Genomic DNA, 475 nt, shown 5'->3' on the forward strand with positions numbered 1-475 from the left:
CGGCGATGCGCCGTTTGTCGGCGGTCGTCCGGGTGGTTATGCTCAGATCGCACCGGCCGATATCCGATACTTCGCGCTGCCCGCCTACGAATCGAGCTTTGTCGCAGGCCGCACGTTCTCGGGCTCGGGTGTGAGCATCGACAACACGGCGGCCAACGCGGGCATGCCGTCTATCGGACTCGCTCCGGCTCAGGCGGGTTCAGGCGTCGTGATCGGCGACCTCGGCACGCGATCCGGCTCGCGAGTGATCGATCCCGTAATCGCGGGCGCGACGGCGCAAGGCGTGTTGCAGAACCTCTCGGTTCCGCCAGGCGGTCTGTTCAGTCGCACGAGCGCGCCGGACGCGACGTATCTCGTCGTGACCAATCCGGCTCTTACGAACCAGCGGAGCTTCATCTCGAGCGACTACTTCTTGCGGCAACTCGACCTCGATCCGCAGAAAGTACAGAAACGCCTGGGCGATGGGTTGTACGAG

At 64.4% G+C, this 475-nt stretch carries 1 protein-coding gene; it reads left to right on the top strand.

The annotated features are described in order from the left end of the window. Positions 1–475: hypothetical protein (locus tag QCE62_RS35135; protein ID WP_309928029.1), on the top strand; the 475-nt coding region annotated here is incomplete at both ends.

The organism is Caballeronia sp. LZ033, from assembly GCF_031451265.1.
Lineage (GTDB): Bacteria > Pseudomonadota > Gammaproteobacteria > Burkholderiales > Burkholderiaceae > Caballeronia.